Source organism: Lysobacter brunescens (assembly GCF_042677005.1).
In the GTDB taxonomy this organism is placed as follows: Bacteria; Pseudomonadota; Gammaproteobacteria; order Xanthomonadales; family Xanthomonadaceae; genus Lysobacter_I; species Lysobacter_I brunescens.
The window spans coordinates 2,176,528-2,190,811 of sequence record NZ_JBHTIF010000001.1; the positions used below are offsets into that span (position 1 = coordinate 2,176,528).

Consider the following 14,284-nt stretch of genomic DNA (forward strand, 5'->3'; position numbering starts at 1 on the left):
TGGTTCAGTCGTTGACAGTGGACAGGGCGTCGGCTTCGTTCTCGGCTTCCACGCCGGCCGTCTTCACTTTCTGGAAGGCCTCGATGAACTTGCGGGTCGCCCACGGGCCGGATACGGTGACGCGTACCCAGTCGGTGAACTGTGCATCGGTGAACGGACGGCGAACCAGGATTCCTTGCGCTGCAAGGCTGGAGACCATCTCATCCGGCGTGATGCGGTCGCAGTGGACCAGGACGAAATTGCCGCGCGTGTCGCGATAGCGAACATCGAGGTCGTCGAGTGCGGCGAAGATCTTCGCCTTGCTGCTCGTCACCATCTCGCGATATTCCTCCACGTATTCCGGATGGTCGAGCACCCATTCCGCGAAATGGGCCGACAGTGCCGAGATTTCGTAGAGCGGACGGCACTTGACGATATGCGCCATCAGCTCTGGGTTCGACATCAGGAAGCCGACCCGCGCACCGGCCAGGCCGTGCGCCTTGGACATCGTGCGCGAGATGATCACGTTGTCGAACTCGGCGAGCAGGGGCATGTGCTCGCTGCGGTCGCCGCCGACGTACAGGTAGGCTTCATCGATCAGGAGAAGAACGCCGCGCGCGTGCAGGTACTGCGCCAGTTCGCGCATCTCGGGCACGGTGATCGAAGTGCCGACGAAGCCGCTTGGATCTTCCATGACCATCAGTTTCGTCTTCGGGCCAACGGCCGCCTTCATGCGCTCCAGATCGGGCAGCCAGTCCCGGACCGGGATTGATACCACCTCGGCGCCGGCAAGCTGCGCATAGATGGAGAACATGAAGTACGAGGGGGCATGCAGGATGATCTCATCTGCCGGCGAGATGCAGGCGTCGAAAAGTGCCTTGATGGCGACATCCGAGCCGTTGCCCAGCAGGACTTGGTCAGTCCCGACGCCGTTCTGTTGCGCGAACTTTTCGTAGAGAGGACGCAGGTTCGGGTATCCCCAGACAAGCTCCTGGGAGATCGTCTGCCTGAAGCTTTCGAACGGCTCGTCGTCGAAAGCGTGGAGATTCTCGTTCTTGTCGAGGCGCAGGTAAGCAAGGCGATCGGCCAGCTCGTCCCGGATCACCTCGCGATCGAGGGCCATCACATTCGGTTTTACGTATTTGCTGACGGATCGGTTCGTGTCGTTCATGTTTTCGGTTCCAGGTGTCGTGCGTCCTGCAGGACGGCGTTCTGATGCGGGGCTGTTTCGTTCGGAGTCGGTCTTCGATCCGTGCATGGGCATGAGGTCGGAGGCTTGGCGAAGGCTTGCCCGACGGTTACACAAGCCAGGAGCGGTCATCTGCCGGCAGTGCCTGGCATGATGTCGTCCCGCACTGCCTGTCCAGGCGAGATACGCCATGCATGTGCGGAGCAAGGCTCATGCGTAGGCTCCCGCCAATGCGGCGCGTGCTTCCCACAACTCCGGGAAGAGCCGGTGGTTCAGCATGTTCGCCAACGTCTGGACGGGCATGCCCTTGGTGCCGATCCCGCCAGTGCCGATGGTGCGTACTGCGACGAAAAGATGTTCAAGGCGCCAGACCGACACCTTTCCATCCAGGTCGATCAATGCCTCCGCAAGCACGTACAGCGGCTGATCGTGACCACTTCGGAAGATTTCCTGCAGGTCGCTGCGGGAAGCCCCGCATTGCGCCAGGAAGGCGGCATGAAGGCGAGGTGCGGCACGACGCAGCGAGGACCAGCCCGGAGACTCCAGGCCGGAGCCCTTGCCCAATGCAGGTCGCAGTGCGCCGAAATCGAAGGACGACATCTTGGACAGCAGCTTGAGTTGTCCCGTGATCAGGTCGATGCAGTCGGTCGCACGGCCCAGGATCTGCGCTGCAGCCATGGGTCGAGCATCATGGATCAGCGTGATCGCATGTTCGATCTCGAATACGGCCTGTTTCAGCCAGAGCTCGGTCGACTGGTGCACGCACTGGAACAGGCGCTCATCCCGATGCAGCAGTTCGTCGTCGGGACGCTGCAGGCTCAGCAGCATGTCCGTACGCATGTAGCTTGCATATTCCGATTCCCCGGCAGTCGGAGGGATCTGATTCGCCACTTCGTTCGTCACAGGACATTCGTTCACCGCGTCGTCTCCTCGTAGATGGCCATGACACGGCAGGGACTGCCCGATCCGCCGACGATCGGCAAGGGGGCGATGATCACCATCGCCCCCCGGGCCGGGAGCAATTCGAGATTTCTCAGTTGGGTCAGCCCGTACTTGTTGGCGCCGTGGAAGAACCAGTGACATGGATACGCCGGATCGAAGCAGCCGGCCTGGCCCGCATCCGTACCGACCGTCTCGACCCCGATGCCCTGGATTGAGGTGTCCTCAGCCAGCCATTTCGCGCACTCCGGGCGCACGCCGGGGGTGATGCCCTCGTTGAGGAATCTGTCGGGATCGTTTCCATGACGGCTCCATCCCGTCCGGTAGAGCAGCCAGCCGCCTTCGGGGAGGGGGCCATGCGTTTCGATCCAGCGTTCGACATGCTTGCGTTCGAGAAGGAACGAGGGATCAACAGCCTCTTCGGTGAGGTCGATGACCACCGCTGGCGCCACGAGACGTTGCACCGGGACTTGAGAGACGTCATCGAGATCGCGACCCGTCACCCAGTGGATCGGTGCATCGAAGTGCGTGCCGGTGTGCTCGCACATCTTGAGGTTGTTCCAGTAGACGTGCGGCCCCTTTTCGTCGTATCGACTGATCAGCTCGCGCGAAAACGGCCATGGCTGGCCTCGCTCGGGCGGAAGCCGGATGATCGGCGTCAGTTCGTGCAGCGGTGCCGTCAGGTCGACGATGCGAAGGTGGCCGGATGTCAGGCCTTGCAGCAGGATTTCGATGGCGGAGCCGGTGATGGACATGTCTTTTTCAACGTTCATGGTTGCGACAAGGTCGTGCGAGGCGCGTGCCTGCTGAGCGATGCAGGAGCGATTCCGCGAAGCTTCAGGTCGGGAGGGCATGGCGGGATGGCCATCGACAGGCGGGTCTCGATCAGGGCGCTCCCCATCACACGACCTGTTCGAGTGCGTCGTCGGTCTTGCGTGTGTGGCGCTCCGAATCGGCGTACACGGGCATCGACCAGGCCGGGTTGTCCGTGCCGAGCACCGTGGCATCGAAGACTGCTTGCAGACGCTTCGTCAGCACGCCGACCTGTCCCGATCCTACGGCGATACGGTCGATCGTCGTGATCGGTGTGATCTCGGCCAGGGTGCCGCAGAGAAACAACTCGTCTGCGAGATACAGCTCGGTGCGATCGATCTCGCGCCGCTCCAGGTCGACACCGAGGGTTTCTCGCGCCAGTGTTTCGATGGTCGCGAGCGTGATGCCTTCGAGCACGCCGCTCGTTCCTGGGGGGGTGACGAGCCGGCCGTCGCGCACCATCACGAAGCAGGCGCCCGGTGCCTCGGAAACAGTGCCGCGTTGATTGGTGATGAGGCAGGTGTCGTAGCCGTTCCTGATCGCTTCGTGCTGTGCCAGTCGGCTGTTGTGGTAGTTCGCGCCGGTCTTGATCCTCGGCGGCATCGTATCGTCGCTGATCCTGCGCCAGGACGAGATGCAGGCTGCAGCGCCGGCGTGGAAGCGCGGCGATCGAGGGGCCGGGATGGCCGTGATGTGCAGGCCGGCATCTTCCGTGTAGCAGAGCGGATCGAAGTTCGGACCCATGCCGAAATAACCGACGATGCAGACATGCGCATCGCCTGCCACTTCATTGGCGCGAAGAAGCGTCTGGCATCCGCTGCGGATCTCTTCGTCCGAATACCTGCAGGGCATCGCGATGCATTTCATCGAGCGATGCAGGCGATCAAGGTGATCCTGCAGCCGGAACAACCTCAGTTGAGCTTCATCGGCTTGCCAGTAGGCCCTGACGCCCTCGAACACGTTCGCGCCCCAGAAAGCGCCCTGCGTCCGGACATGCACGACGCAGTCGTCCCATGGGACGATTTGGCCGTTATGCCAAGCGAACCTCGGGGTAAAGCTCATCGGACATCTCCTGCGGCTGATGGTGCGACGACAAGGCGCGTGCGCGGTCGGGCACAGTGCCGGTTTTCTCGGCCGGGCACGCTCATGCGGCCCGCCGGATCTGCTGGTCGGAGGGCTCCTCCGTCTTCCGGACGCTGCGCGCACCAGGTTCCAGCGCGTTGCGGACCGCGTCCCGGACGCGATCGGCGTGCGTGCCGTGACCGGCCACGTGCCCGTCCATCCGGACGAGGATCCACTCCCCTCGGTGGCAGCCGTAGTGCTGGGCGAGGTCGGGGTCGTTGCTGGTGAGGATGCGCGTATCCGGCGCGATAGACTGGACCTCCTGCGCGGGAGGCAGGATGACGATGATGCTGGCGTGCGGTACGTTCGCAGTCTGTTCCTGTCGCGCTGCGAAAGCCTTTGCGTCCTCGGCATCCTTCGCGAAGTACACGCATGTGAACGCGCGCCCGAAGTATTTCCTGAGTCGTGCCTCGACGCCTTGTTCGCATACCATCGCGTCTGGTGCCAACTTGCCGGACAGGACGTGGCCTGCGGCGACGATGGGCGACTTGGCGTAGACGTAGGGCTCGGCCATTTTTCCGCTGTTGACGAACCTGCGCATGGCAGGCATCAGCCTGGCCAGATGCAGGATGGTGTTGCGCATGTATCGCCTGTATCTGTTTGGCGGCACCATGAATTTCAGGGTGTCCTCGGTGATCCTGAGATTCTCGACAGCTGCTGCATGGCGTTCGGTGTGATAGGTGTCGAGCAGTGCATCGCCAGCCTCGCCCTTGAGCACGAGCGCCATCTTCCATATCAGATTGTCGGCGTCCTGGATGCCGCTGTTCATTCCACGGGAACCATACGGTGGGAAAGAGTGTGCGGCATCGCCTGCAAAGAACACGCGGCCATGGCGGAAGTTCCTGAGCACCCGTTGATGGAAGCGATAGGTGCTCAGCCAATCGATTTCGTAGTCTATGTCGCCTATCACGGCGCGAATGCGCCGATCCAGCTTGCCGTTGAGCTTCTCGGCTTCGATGTCGTCTTCTGGCGCCAGTTGCCAGTCGATCCGCCAGATGTCGTCGGGCTGGGGGTGGATGACCACCTGCCGGCCCGGGTTGAATGCCGGGTCATAGTAGAAGTGACGGCCCTTGTGCAACGGAAGCTTCGCCTTGATGTCGGTGATCAGGAAGCGCGCGTTGTGCGTATACCCGTCAAGTTCGGCGCCGACCATGCCGCGCAGCGAGCTGTTCACGCCATCGCACGCGATCAGGTACTGGAACGCGTGCTCTTCTCGGGCACCGTCGCTCTCTGCGACGATGCGTACGCTCTCGGCGTCCTGCGCGATTTCGTTGACGCGGCAAGACCACAGGATCTCGCACAGCGGATTCGCTTCGATCTCACCCAGCATGACCTGCTCGAGGCGATGCTGGGAGATATTGATGAATGGCCCGAATCCGAGGTCCAGCGGGAAGGTCTTGGTCGCGATGACCTTGCTGCGCACGTAGGTCCGTCCGACGTTCCATCGCACGCCTTCGTCCCGCATCCTTTCGCCGCATGCGATCTTGTCCAGGATCTCCACGACATCGCCCTGGATCAGGCATGCCTTCGACCCCTGCTTCACCAGGGCGGGCTTGGCATCCAGGAGCACGCTGCGTATTCCCAGCGAGGCGAGGCGCAAGGCGCAGACCATGCCGACGGGGCCTGCGCCGATGATCCCGACAGGAGCGACTGTATGCATCAGGAGACTTCCTCGATTTCCTTCGTGTGGGCGACGCCGTCGATGGACGGGAAGACCGGGATGGTTCTGACGGCGTCGAGATAAGGCGTTCCTTCGGTGTAGCCGGTGCCCGTGTTTTCACCGAGCATCTTGATCGCGATGCCGTAGTGGGTGCTCCGCCACTGTTTGATCGATTTCGCGAAATCGGCCATGGCTTGCGTCAGCTCGGTTCGCTGCGCATTGCCGATGCGCTTGTCGAGCGTCTTGTAGGCGTCGTCCAGCGTGGATACGCCTGCGATGACTTTCTGCTGTACTTCCGGAACGGAAGAGTAGGCGATCGAGTGAAGGCGGGATTCCTCCGGAACCCGGCACAGCGATTCGACAAGCTTGTAGTTCCTTGACTGGATCGCGCTCGCGCCTTCGGTGAATGCGCGGAATGTCTGGAATGACTCGCGCTGCATCGTCGAAAGCAGCGAGAACAGCATGGTGGTTTCGGCCAGAACGCCGTCCGCTTGCTTGATCAGGATGCCCGCATCCTTCGGCGAATCGTCGAAGCATTCCAGTGCCTTCATCAGGCGACCGGCGATCCAGCAGAAAGTCAGTTCGAACGACTGCAGCACGCGAATGAACATGTATTCGTCGTGGACGACATAGACTGGCAGGATGCTGCGCGCGAGCAGCTCCTGCTCGTGGCGTTCCGTTCTGTTCGCGACAATCCTGCACAGGTTTCGCGCCATCCCGATGGGGTCGTCATCCGCCTGGCTGAAGTCCAGGCCAATCCTTTCAATGACGGGTTTGAGCGCGCGCAGCGCACTCGCGCACCTGCGCTGCGAGACCTTTGGGTCTGGAGGCAATTGCTGCAGGGCCTTGTCCGCACCATCGATCATCAAAAGCTCGAAACGGAGCATGTCGCAGATGAGGTGCAGGAAAAGCCTGTCGCGCTTTTCGAGTGAGTTCCACCGTGTGTCGCCGCGAGCGCCGCCTGCGTCGATGCTCAAGACGCTGATGGCCAGGTATGTCACGTATTCGTAGCGACTGTCGTACTTGTCCAGCGCGACATCCAGGAATACCTTCAGCGCCTGCTCCGTCTGCGCTTGCTTCGTGATGAGCGATCGTGCGTCATCAAGCCTTTCAAGAAGGGTGTCGGGCACGAAGTGCTTGCCCATTTCGTGATAGGCTCGAATCACGGCATCGTATGGAAACAGGCCACTGCCGTCGTTTCCTATCCAAGCATCAATGGCGCCTGATGCGCGCGCAACATTGTTCGTTTCGTCCATGGACACGCTGTTTCTTCCTTGAAATTGCCAGCAAGCATGCACTCTGGCGTGGTGAATCCGGCCTAAACGATCCTTCGTCGCATCCATGCGGCGATGCAGCGCCGTTGATGAGCAAGACCGATGATTGTCGCATGCGGGCTCGCGCGGAGCAAGGTTTGGCGCATGCGCGGCATCGCGGCTTCTGTAAGATGGATGAGAAGGCTTCACTGTTCATGGCGATACGTGCGGTCGAACAGGCCTCTTCAACTGTATGCGGCAATTTGGATGCTTTCGCGGCAGTTGCGTGACAGTTCCGGCTGATGGAGCCTGAGCCCGGCCATATGTGGCTTCTCGTGTTCGCAGAACCGCTTAGCTCGCGAGATCGGTCGGATGCTCGTGTTGGCGACGCATGAGCGGTCGCCCGCCGTCGGTTGGAGACGGTGCATTCGCATGCGCAAGGCATTGCCTGTCGCAACGTCGCTGCAGGCGTGACGACCTTTTTCGATTCGGATCCCATTCGTAGCGCTGCCGATGAAAATTGACAGAATGATCAGTCACGGCAAGGATACTGTCGCATGCATGTGACGCATCTGCGGCCGAGGGCGCGTCCTGCTCTCGTGAGGTTGTCGCTGAGTGCATGGTGACGTGACTGCGATTATGGCCGGATCGTCCTGGGCCTGATGCGATGCATGCCATCCATGCCGACGTTGCTGCATGCAATGGTCGGTCTTCTTTATTTTGCGGTGCATCCTGCGCCGTACATGCTTTTGAACATGGAGTCCAGATGTACGAGCCATTGTCACCTACCGAGTTTCGCGCCAGCTTTCCTTCGCTCCGGAGCAATGTCCATCTGTGCAGCTGCAGTCTTGGTGCCAGGTCCGAACAGGCGGCTGCCGCTGTTGCGGAGATGCTCGCACTCATGGACCGGGATGGTGCGCCGTGGCCTCGTTTCGAACTGCAGCTGGAGCGCGTGCGCGAGGGATTCGCCCGGCTGATCGGCGCACGCCCGGAGCAGATCGCGATTCTCCCCAATGCGTCCATCGGTGCTTTCCAGGTCGCGTCGTGCCTGGACTGGACAAAGCGCGCGACCATCGTCTCCGCCGATATCGAGTTCCCGTCGATCGCGCATGTGTGGCTCGCACAGGCCGCGCGCGGTGCGAAGGTGTCCTTCGTCGGCCCCGGCGACGATGTCGCTGCGTCGTATCGATCTGCGATCGATGAGACCACTGGCCTTGTCTCGGTGCCGATGACGACCTACAAGCATGGCATCCGCTTGCCTGTCGGCAGGGTCGTCGAGGCGGCGCGTGAACGCGGCGCGAAAGTGTTCGTCGATGCCTACCAGGCCATCGGGACCGAGCCGATCGACGTCGTGGCGCTGGATTGCGACTTCCTCGTGGCGGGCGCAATGAAATACATGCTCGGGTGGCCTGGCATCGCATTCCTGTACGTGAAGGATCCCGGCATGATGGATCTGGACCCGCAACTGACGGGTTGGTTCGGGCGCTGCAATCCATTTGCCTTCGACCCGAGGCAGCTCGATTTTCCCGAGGCCGCGCGTCGTTTCGAAACCGGAACGCAGTCCGTGCCTGCTGTGTTCGCATGCAATGCCGCGCTTGATCTGCTGCAGCGTCTCGACATGCAGGCGGTGCGTGCGCACATCGCCGCGCTCGTCGCCCATGCGATCAGCAAGCTCGTCGCACAAGGTGAACGCGTACTCTCGGCAGCGGACGCCATGCAGCAGGGGGCGCATATCGCTATCGCCGACCGGGAGCCAAACCGCCTCGCTGCGTTTCTTGCCGAGCGCAGTGTCTTCATCAGTCCGAGGGGCGACGTGGCGAGGTTGTCGTTCCATTACTACAACACGATCTCGGATGTCGATCTCGCCTGCGCCCACATCGCCGGGTACAGGGCATCTTCGGGAAGCGTGGGCAATTAAGCATGCACGACTGAGCATGCATGGGCCGATCTCCTGTGCGCATCCTCGGGCCCGGGAAAAGCCGGTGTTGCATCGACGTGGACGATCACTTGCCTGATTGGCGACATGGTTGGGTCAGGCCTCGCTTCTGCCCGGACCCCGCGCCTTCAGTACCCCACGGCCTGCGGCTGCAGCCTGTGGTTTCTTCCAAAGCGATCAACGAAAACGCCGCTCCGGTGAGGGAGCGGCGTTGGGGGAGGGCGTGTAGGTGCGGGGCGACCGTGCTTCCTTCGATCAATCCTTCGGCGCAGTCGCACCTTCGTAGCGGACAGCGGTAGCGCCGGTGACCTCGCCGATGCGGGCGGTGCTGTGGACGTAGAGGTTCACGTCGCGCTTGAACACCAGGGGGCCTTCGACGATGGCGTTGGGGCCGACGATGATGCGCAGCTTGCGCTTGTTGGCGCTGACGGGCATCCAGTTGCTGGTGGGCTTTTCGACGGTGATGCCGCCGCGGACGTGGGAGCCGACGCCGACGGTGATGTCGCCGTTGACGGTGCTGATGCCGCCGGCGACGTCGGTGTCGACCAGGCCGATGGCGCCGTTCACGGTTTCCACGTCCTTGCCGATGCTGCTGCCGCGGTCGACGAACACGCTGCCGTTCACGGTTTCGATGTCGCCAACCTGGCTGCCGTTGCCGAGGCGGATGCTGCCGTTGACGGTCTGCACGCTGGCGGCGCGGATGCGCTCATCGCCGCGGATGCTGCCGTTCACGGTCTCGGCGTCGCCGATGCTGGCGCCGGTTTCGAGGTGGATGCTGCCGTTCACGGTGGTGGCGTCGCTGGCCTTGGCGCCGGCTTCGACGCGGATGCTGCCGTTGACCGTGGTCAGGTCGCCGTAGGTCTGGCCGGCGTGCGCGGTGATGCTGCCCATGACCTTGTCGACATCGTTCTTGCCGGCCATGGCGGCGGCCGGGACCAGGGCGGCGAGCGCGACGGCCAGGGCGGTGGCGCGCGTGGCGGCGCGGGTGGTCGGGGCGCGGAGCTTGAACATGGGGGACCTCTCGGTTGGGCGGGCGGTGCGTGTGGGACCTAGGATGCGGGGCCTTCGCTACAATCGCATCTGTCCGAAGTCACTGCCCCGAAGGTCACATGTCCGCTGCCGCGCATCCCCAGTCTCCGAGTCCCAGGCCTGTCGTACTGATGATCCTGGACGGGTGGGGATATCGCGAGGACCCGAGCGACAACGCCCTGGCCCTGGCCGAGCTGCCGAACTGGCGGCGCCTGTGGGACGGCGCGCCGCGCACCCTGATCCACACCGAAGGCCGCCACGTCGGCCTGCCGGACGGGCAGATGGGCAATTCCGAGGTCGGCCACATGAACCTCGGCGCCGGGCGGATCGTCTACCAGGACCTGACCCGCATCGACGCGGCGATCGAGGACGGCAGCTTCTTCGCCAATGCCGAGCTGCGCGCGGCCTGCGCCGCCGCGAAGGCGGCCGGCGGCACGCTGCACGTGATGGGCCTGATGTCGCCCGGCGGCGTGCACAGCCACGAGCAGCACATCTTCGCGATGCTCGACCTTGCCGCGCGCGAAGGCGTGTCCCGGGCCGCGGTGCACGCCTTCCTCGACGGCCGCGACATGCCGCCGAGGTCTGCAGAGCCCAGCCTGCGCGCGCTGCAGGCGAAGTGCGATGCGCTGGGCAACGCCCATGTCGCCAGCGTCGGTGGTCGCTATTTCGCGATGGACCGCGACAAGCGCTGGGACCGCATGCAGCGCGCCTGGGACGCCATCGTCGAGGCGAGGGCCGACCACCATGCCGCCGATGCGCTGACTGCATTGGCCGAGGCCTATGCGCGCGGCGAGAACGATGAATTCGTCGCCCCGACCGTCCTCGATGGTGCCCGGCCCATGGCCGACGGCGATGCCATCGTGTTCATGAATTTCCGCGCCGACCGTGCGCGACAGCTGACCGCCGCGTTCGTCGATCCCGGCTTCGACGGTTTCGCGACGCGTCGCCCGGCGCTGTCGCGCTTCGTCTGCCTGAGCGAGTACGACGCGAAGCTGCCGGCGGCGGTGGCCTATCCGCCCGAGGACCTGCGCAACACGCTCGGCGAGGTGCTGGCCGAGCGCGGCCTGACCCAGCTGCGCATCGCCGAGACCGAGAAGTACGCGCACGTCACCTTTTTCTTCAGCGGCGGGCGCGAGGATCTGTATCCGGGCGAGGAGCGCGTCCTCGTACCCAGCCCGAAGGTCGCGACCTACGACCTGCAGCCGGAGATGAGCTGCCCGGAAGTCACCGCGAAGCTGGTCGATGCGATCGCCTCGGGCCGCATCGACGTCGCGATCTGCAACATCGCCAACCCCGACATGGTCGGCCACACCGGCGACCTGCAGGCGGCGATCCGGGCGGCCGAGGCGGTGGACGTGGCGATCGGTGCGGTCGAGACCGCCGTGCGTGCGGCGGGTGGAGCGCTGCTGATCACCGCAGACCACGGCAACCTGGAAATGATGCGCGACCCCGAGACCGGGCAGCCGCACACCGCGCACACCGTCGGCCCGGTGCCTTTCGTCTATGTCGGTCAGCGCGAAGCAACCCTGCGCACCGGTGGCGCGCTGCGCGATGTGGCGCCGACCATCCTCGACCTGCTCGGCATCGCGCCCCCGGCCGACATGACCGGCCGTTCGCTGCTGGTCGCTGGCTGAAGACGCCCCATGACGTCTTCCTTCGCCCGCTGGCTGCTTGTCGCGCTGCTCCTGGCGCTGGCGACGCCGCTGGCCGCGCGCCAGTCCGGTCCGGAAGCGCAGCGCCAGCTCGAGAAGGTGCGCCGCGAGCTGGACGAGGTCGCGGCCGAGCGCCGCCGGCTGGAAGGCCAGCGCGGTGCGGCCAGCCGCGAACTGCGCGAGGTCGACGAGCGCGTCGCCCGCTCCAGCCGCGCCCTGCACGAGGCCGAAGCGCAGCTCGCGCGCGAGCAGGCGGCCTACGAACAACTGCTCGAGCGTCGCGACGAGTTGCGCAGCCAGCACGCCGCGCAGCGCCGCGAACTTGCCACGCTGCTGCGCGCGGCCTATGCGCAGGGCGGCCACGCGCCGCTGAAGCTGGCGCTGGCGCAGGACCGCGTCGCCGACAGCCAGCGCCAGCTCGCGTACTACGGCTACCTGCAGCGCCAGCGCGTGCAGCGCGCGGCGGCGCTGACCGCCGAGCTGCAGGAACTCGATCGCGTCGAAACCCAGATCCTCGCGCGTCGCACCGCGCTGGACACGGCCCGCGCGCAGCAGCGCGTGCAGCTGGCCAACCTCGACCGCGACCGCAAGGCGCATGCGGTCACGCTGACCGAACTCGAACAGCGTTACCGGGATCGCCAAGCCCGTGAACAGGCGCTGGGCAGCGATGCCAAGGCGCTGCAGGCGGTGGTCGCGCGCCTCCGCGCCGCCGCCGCGAAGGCCGCCGCCGAGCGGGTGGCGGCGGAGCGCGCCGAGAAGGCGCGGGCCGAGAAGGCCCGGCAGGCCGGCGGCACCAAGCCGGGCACGCGCACGCAGGGCGAACGCAAGCCGCCGCGCCAGATCGCCAGCGCCCCACCGGTGCGCGTCGGCGGGGCCGGCTGGCCGCTGTCGGGTGGCCTGCTCGCCGGTTACGGCGGACGCATGCCCGACGGTCGGGCCAGCCACGGCCTGCTCATCTCTGCGGGTCTGGGCAGCCCGGTGCGCGCAGTGGCCGACGGCAGCGTGGTGTTCGCCGAATGGATGACCGGGTACGGCCTGATCATCATCGTCGACCATGGCAACGGCTATCTCAGCCTGTACGCGCACAACGAATCCCTGCTCAAGGATGTCGGCACGTCGGTCAAGCGCGGCGATGCCGTGGCGCGGGTCGGCAACTCCGGCGGCCTGGCGCAGCCGGCGCTGTACTTCGAGCTGCGCCGCAACGGGCAGCCGGTCGACCCCAACAGCTGGCTTCGCCGGCAGTAACTGGCTGCGCCGCCGCCAAACCGATACGGTAGCCTTGCCTGAATGGTCGGGGCCCACCACGGTGAACCCGTCCCCCGTCCGGTGGTCCAACCCCGGTCCGCTTTCCCGCTGGAGTGTTCGATGCGATTCCCCCGTCGTCTGCCGCTGACGCTCGTGCTGGCCGCCGCCATCCTGCCGGCCTTCGCCCAGAGCGGCGCGCCGGTCCCGGCCGCGAAACCCGCCGCAGGCAAGGCCGACAGCAAGCCCGAGAGCCAGGTGCCACTGGAGGAGATCCGCCGCTACGTCACCGTCTACAACACGGTGAAGCAGGCCTACGTCGAGCCGGTGGACGACCGCAAGCTGATGCAGTCGGCGATCCGCGGCCTGCTGCTCGACCTCGATCCGCACAGCGCCTACCTCGTGCGCAGCGACGCGCAGTCGCTGGAAGAGGACAGCAGCGGCGCCTACGACGGCATCGGCGTCGACGTGCAGGTCCAGCCCGACGGCACCATCCTGGTGATCGCGCCGATCGACGACACCCCGGCCGCGCGCGCCGGCGTGAAACCCGGCGACCTGATCGTCGCCATCGACGGCAAGCCGCTCACGCCCGACTCGCTGGGCGAGAATCCGCTGCGCGGCGAGCCCGGCAGCAGCACCGTGCTGACCGTGCAGCGCGAAGGCCAGGCCAAGCCGATCGACATCACCGTCAAGCGCGAGACCATCCGCATCAGCAGCGTGCGCGGACGCATGCTCGAGCCGGGTTATGGCTACCTCCGCATCAGTACCTTCCAGGCGGACACCGCCAACGATTTCGTGCGCCAGCTCGACGAACTGTCCGCGCAGGCCGCCGACAAGCGCCTGCGCGGCCTCGTGCTGGACCTGCGCAGCAATCCCGGCGGCCTGCTCACGGCCGCCGTGCAGATCGCCGACGAACTGCTCGACAAGGGCGGCATCGTCAGCACGCGCGGCCGCAACCCGGTCGTCGACACCGTGTTCAACGCCACCTCGGGCGATCGCCTGCAGGGCACGCCGGTGGTCGTGCTGGTCGATGCCGGTTCGGCCAGCGCCTCGGAAGTGCTCGCCGCCGCGCTGCGCGACAACGGCCGTGCGCGCGTGGTCGGCAGCCGCACCTTCGGCAAGGGCTCGGTGCAGACCGTGCTGCCGCTGGACAACGGCGATGCGGTGAAGCTCACCACCGCCCGCTACTACACGCCCAGCGGCCGCTCGATCCAGGCGCGCGGCATCGAACCGGATGTCGTGCTCAAGCCCGAGGGCGCGCGCAGCGCCGGCAGTTATTCGGAATCGGCGCTGCCCGGTCACCTGCGTGGCGAGCAGGAAACCGCAGGGCAGGGCGTCGGCGACGTGCTCGACGGCGAGGGTCCGATCACCGCCGCCCTGGGCGTCCTCAAGACGCAGGGCAACAAGCCGCTGGCCGCAAGCGCGAAGCCCTGAGCCAGGCAACGCCCGGCTTTTGTAGAGCGGATCGAA

The 14,284-nt window shown here is 65.1% G+C and carries 12 protein-coding genes; 5 read left to right on the forward strand and 7 right to left on the reverse strand.

Annotated features, from left to right (window positions below):
• Positions 1-4 precede the first annotated feature (4 nt).
• The 6 genes from ACFQ0E_RS09570 to ACFQ0E_RS09595 form a co-directional block, all read right to left on the reverse strand.
• The gene (locus ACFQ0E_RS09570) at positions 5-1,150 is read right to left on the reverse strand and encodes a pyridoxal phosphate-dependent aminotransferase (RefSeq protein WP_386823422.1); all 1,146 of its coding nucleotides are present in this window, start codon (positions 1,148-1,150) and stop codon (positions 5-7) included.
• 228 nt (positions 1,151-1,378) lie between these two features.
• Positions 1,379-2,086, reverse strand: coding sequence for a tryptophan 2,3-dioxygenase family protein (locus ACFQ0E_RS09575; protein WP_386823423.1), 708 nt, complete (start codon positions 2,084-2,086; stop codon positions 1,379-1,381).
• Positions 2,083-2,880, reverse strand: a complete 798-nt coding sequence (locus ACFQ0E_RS09580; protein WP_386823424.1) for a cyclase family protein — start codon at positions 2,878-2,880, stop codon at positions 2,083-2,085. The genes ACFQ0E_RS09575 and ACFQ0E_RS09580 overlap by 4 nt, the downstream gene beginning before the upstream one ends.
• 127 nt (positions 2,881-3,007) lie before the next feature.
• The gene (ilvE, locus tag ACFQ0E_RS09585) at positions 3,008-3,982 is read right to left on the reverse strand and encodes a branched-chain-amino-acid transaminase (RefSeq protein WP_386823425.1); all 975 of its coding nucleotides are present in this window, start codon (positions 3,980-3,982) and stop codon (positions 3,008-3,010) included.
• Between the two features lie 82 nt (positions 3,983-4,064).
• Positions 4,065-5,702 carry an FAD-dependent monooxygenase gene (locus ACFQ0E_RS09590; protein ID WP_386823426.1) on the reverse strand — a complete coding sequence of 546 codons (1,638 nt, stop codon included), beginning with the start codon at positions 5,700-5,702 and terminating at the stop codon, positions 4,065-4,067.
• Positions 5,702-6,964, reverse strand: a complete 1,263-nt coding sequence (locus ACFQ0E_RS09595) for a hypothetical protein (RefSeq protein ID WP_386823427.1) — start codon at positions 6,962-6,964, stop codon at positions 5,702-5,704. The genes ACFQ0E_RS09590 and ACFQ0E_RS09595 overlap by 1 nt, the downstream gene beginning before the upstream one ends.
• Positions 6,965-7,065: 101 nt before the next feature.
• On the opposite strand from ACFQ0E_RS09595, the gene ACFQ0E_RS09600 reads away from it, so the two are divergent.
• Both ACFQ0E_RS09600 and ACFQ0E_RS09605 read left to right on the forward strand, forming a co-directional pair.
• Positions 7,066-7,245, forward strand: a complete 180-nt coding sequence (locus ACFQ0E_RS09600; RefSeq protein ID WP_386823428.1) for a hypothetical protein — start codon at positions 7,066-7,068, stop codon at positions 7,243-7,245.
• A gap of 476 nt (positions 7,246-7,721) precedes the next feature.
• Positions 7,722-8,873: an aminotransferase class V-fold PLP-dependent enzyme gene (locus ACFQ0E_RS09605; RefSeq protein WP_386823429.1), complete on the forward strand. Its 1,152-nt coding sequence runs from the start codon at positions 7,722-7,724 to the stop codon at positions 8,871-8,873.
• 273 nt (positions 8,874-9,146) lie between these two features.
• Here the strand turns inward: ACFQ0E_RS09605 and ACFQ0E_RS09610 are convergent, their stop codons facing one another.
• Entirely contained in the window at positions 9,147-9,902 is a 756-nt protein-coding gene (locus ACFQ0E_RS09610; RefSeq protein WP_386823430.1) for a hypothetical protein, read from the reverse strand.
• A gap of 149 nt (positions 9,903-10,051) precedes the next feature.
• Here ACFQ0E_RS09610 and gpmI point away from each other — a divergent pair, with 149 nt between their 5' ends.
• The 3 genes from gpmI (at position 10,052) to ACFQ0E_RS09625 (ending at position 14,248) form a co-directional block, all read left to right on the forward strand.
• The gene (gene gpmI, locus ACFQ0E_RS09615; protein ID WP_386823431.1) at positions 10,052-11,554 is read left to right on the forward strand and encodes a 2,3-bisphosphoglycerate-independent phosphoglycerate mutase; all 1,503 of its coding nucleotides are present in this window, start codon (positions 10,052-10,054) and stop codon (positions 11,552-11,554) included.
• Positions 11,555-11,563: 9 nt separating this feature from the next.
• Positions 11,564-12,817 (forward strand): murein hydrolase activator EnvC family protein, encoded by a 1,254-nt coding sequence (locus ACFQ0E_RS09620; RefSeq protein WP_386823432.1) that lies wholly within the window; start codon positions 11,564-11,566, stop codon positions 12,815-12,817.
• A gap of 120 nt (positions 12,818-12,937) precedes the next feature.
• Positions 12,938-14,248, forward strand: coding sequence for a S41 family peptidase (locus ACFQ0E_RS09625; RefSeq protein WP_386823433.1), 1,311 nt, complete (start codon positions 12,938-12,940; stop codon positions 14,246-14,248).
• The last annotated feature ends 36 nt before the right edge of the window (positions 14,249-14,284 follow it).

What these genes read in the sequence shown, in the direction of transcription:
- ACFQ0E_RS09570 (WP_386823422.1), bottom strand. Translation starts at nt 1,150, where the DNA reads ATGAACGACACGAACCGATCCGTCAGCAAATACGTAAAACCGAATGTG.
- ACFQ0E_RS09580 (WP_386823424.1), bottom strand. Translation starts at nt 2,880, where the DNA reads ATGAACGTTGAAAAAGACATGTCCATCACCGGCTCCGCCATCGAAATC.
- ilvE (WP_386823425.1), bottom strand. Translation starts at nt 3,982, where the DNA reads ATGAGCTTTACCCCGAGGTTCGCTTGGCATAACGGCCAAATCGTCCCA.
- ACFQ0E_RS09590 (WP_386823426.1), bottom strand. Translation starts at nt 5,702, where the DNA reads ATGCATACAGTCGCTCCTGTCGGGATCATCGGCGCAGGCCCCGTCGGC.
- ACFQ0E_RS09600 (WP_386823428.1), top strand. Translation starts at nt 7,066, where the DNA reads ATGAGCAAGACCGATGATTGTCGCATGCGGGCTCGCGCGGAGCAAGGT.
- ACFQ0E_RS09605 (WP_386823429.1), top strand. Translation starts at nt 7,722, where the DNA reads ATGTACGAGCCATTGTCACCTACCGAGTTTCGCGCCAGCTTTCCTTCG.
- ACFQ0E_RS09610 (WP_386823430.1), bottom strand. Translation starts at nt 9,902, where the DNA reads ATGTTCAAGCTCCGCGCCCCGACCACCCGCGCCGCCACGCGCGCCACC.
- gpmI (WP_386823431.1), top strand. Translation starts at nt 10,052, where the DNA reads ATGATCCTGGACGGGTGGGGATATCGCGAGGACCCGAGCGACAACGCC.
- ACFQ0E_RS09620 (WP_386823432.1), top strand. Translation starts at nt 11,564, where the DNA reads ATGACGTCTTCCTTCGCCCGCTGGCTGCTTGTCGCGCTGCTCCTGGCG.
- ACFQ0E_RS09625 (WP_386823433.1), top strand. Translation starts at nt 12,938, where the DNA reads ATGCGATTCCCCCGTCGTCTGCCGCTGACGCTCGTGCTGGCCGCCGCC.